Here is a 2,201-nt window from a genome sequence, read left to right as displayed (position 1 = left end):
GAGTAACCGGTGCTCGAATTCTGAATGACACATCGGATCTCCGCGAGGAAGACGTCGGAACCTTGGCCGATCTCTATGAGATCAAGAAGATTGGCGACGAATACTTTACTTTCGTAACCTCAGAGAAGACCACTGCTGTTACTATTCTCCTTCGAGGACCTTCCAAGGATATTATCAATGAAGTCGACAGGAATCTGCAAGATGCTGTCGCTTGTGTCAGAAACATCTTGTTGAACCCAAGGATTGTGCCCGGAGCTGGCAGAAATTAGTCGACTTCCTCAATGGTTGGGCCACCAGCAGAACCGCCACCTGGTGCGGCTCCCGGGGCTGGACCACCTGGAGCGCCACCGGCAGACTGGTAAAGTTTGGTGATGATTGGAGAGCAAGCTCCTTCAACTTCCTTGAGGTGGTGTTCGAACTCTTCCTTTTCAGCGGTCTGGTTGCTGTCAAGCCACGCGATAGCCTCATTGCACTTATCCAATATGGTCTTCTTGTCGGCCTCGCTAAGCTTGTCCTTGAGTTTCTCATCTTCGACAGTTTGCTTCATGTTGAAACAGTATGACTCGAGGTTGTTCTTAGCGGCAACACGATCTCTTTGGCCTTCATCCTCAGCCTTGTATTTCTCGGCTTCTTGGACCATCCTCTCAATTTCTTCCTTGGAAAGACGTCCCTTGTCGTTGGTGATGGTGATCTTGTTTTCCTTGCCAGTCGACTTGTCCTGAGCAGATACATTCAAGATACCGTTGGCATCAATGTCAAAGGTGACCTCAATTTGAGGCACTCCACGGGGAGCTGGAGGAATACCGGAGAGTTCGAATTTACCCAACAAGTTGTTGTCCTTGGTCATGGCCCGTTCTCCTTCGTAGACCTGGATCAAAACACCGGGTTGGTTGTCGGAGTAAGTAGTGAAAGTCTGGGAGGTCTTGGTGGGAATGGTAGTGTTTCTCTTGATCAAGGAGGTCATCACACCACCGGCGGTCTCAATACCCAACGACAGAGGGGCAACATCGAGCAAAAGGAGATCCTGAACCTTCTCAGATTTGTCACCACAGAGAATGGCAGCCTGTACAGCAGCCCCATAAGCAACAGCCTCATCAGGGTTGATGGACTTGTTGAGTTCTTTGCCGGAGAAGAAGTCCGAAAGAAGCTTCTGGACCTTGGGGATACGCGTGGATCCACCAACCAAGACAATATCGTTGACTTGAGATTTGTCCATCTTGGCGTCGCGGAGGGCCTTCTCGACGGGGTCCATGGTATTACGGAAGAGATCAGCACAGAGTTCTTCGAATCTAGCACGAGTGATGTTGGTGTAGAAGTCAATTCCATCGAACAGAGAGTCGATTTCAATGCTAGCTTGGGTGGAGCTGGAGAGAGTTCTCTTAGCGCGCTCACAAGCAGTACGAAGTCGACGAAGAGCACGAGGATTGGTGGCCAAGTCCTTCTTGTGCTTTCTCTTGAATTCCTGGACGAAATGGTTGACCATTCGATTATCGAAATCTTCACCTCCCAAGTGAGTGTCTCCGGCTGTCGACTTAACCTCGAAGATACCATCGTCGATGGTCAAGATGGACACATCGAAAGTACCACCTCCAAGATCGAAGATGAGGACATTGCGTTCAACTCCTCCCTTCTTGTCAAGACCGTAAGCGATGGCAGCGGCGGTGGGCTCATTGATGATTCGAAGAACATTCAAACCAGCAATAGCCCCGGCGTCTTTCGTAGCCTGACGCTGAGAGTCGTTGAAGTAGGCTGGGACGGTAACAACGGCATCCTTGACTTCAGATCCGAGGAAGGCTTCGGCGGTTTCCTTCATCTTGATAAGAACCATAGATGAGATCTCTTCAGGGAAGAAGCTCTTGGTCTCTCCTTTGTATTCGACCTGAACCTTAGGACGTCCACCTTCGGCCTGGACGACCTTGAATGGCCAGTGCTTCATGTCGGCTTGAACTGTGGGTTCATCGAATTTGCGGCCAATCAAACGCTTGGCATCAAATACGGTGTTTTGAGGGTTCATGGCGACCTGATTCTTGGCGGCATCTCCGATTAGACGCTCGGTGTCGGTAAAGGCGACATACGAGGGAGTGGTTCTGTTACCCTGGTCATTGGCAATGATCTCGACCTTCCCGTGCATGAACACTCCGACACAGGAGTATGTGGTGCCAAGATCGATTCCAACTGCGTTAACTTTTGCCATTTTGTAA

Annotated in this window: 2 protein-coding genes; one reads left to right on the top strand and one right to left on the bottom strand. The window is 50.2% G+C overall.

The window, feature by feature from the left end; all coding sequences use genetic code 11:
* Nucleotides 1-269 (top strand): TCP-1/cpn60 chaperonin family protein (locus CN673_RS21850; RefSeq protein ID WP_198586094.1); only part of this gene is annotated, 269 nt, incomplete at its 5' end.
* Here CN673_RS21850 and dnaK read toward each other — a convergent pair.
* On the bottom strand, nt 266-2,194 hold the full coding sequence (dnaK, locus tag CN673_RS21845; protein ID WP_099868286.1) for a molecular chaperone DnaK: 1,929 nt from the start codon (nt 2,192-2,194) through the stop codon (nt 266-268). The two genes, CN673_RS21850 and dnaK, sit on opposite strands and share 4 nt — an antisense overlap.
* Between the last annotated feature and the right edge of the window lie 7 nt (nt 2,195-2,201).

Source organism: Neopararhizobium haloflavum (assembly GCF_002750855.1).
Classification (GTDB): Bacteria; Pseudomonadota; Alphaproteobacteria; order Rhizobiales; family Rhizobiaceae; genus Georhizobium; species Georhizobium haloflavum.
The sequence above is the reverse complement of the archived record's forward strand: the minus strand, read 5'-3'. Positions and strand labels throughout refer to the sequence as shown.

Coding starts and splice junctions, on each gene's coding strand:
- dnaK (WP_099868286.1), bottom strand. CDS start 2,194: ATGGCAAAAGTTAACGCAGTTGGAATCGATCTTGGCACCACATACTCC.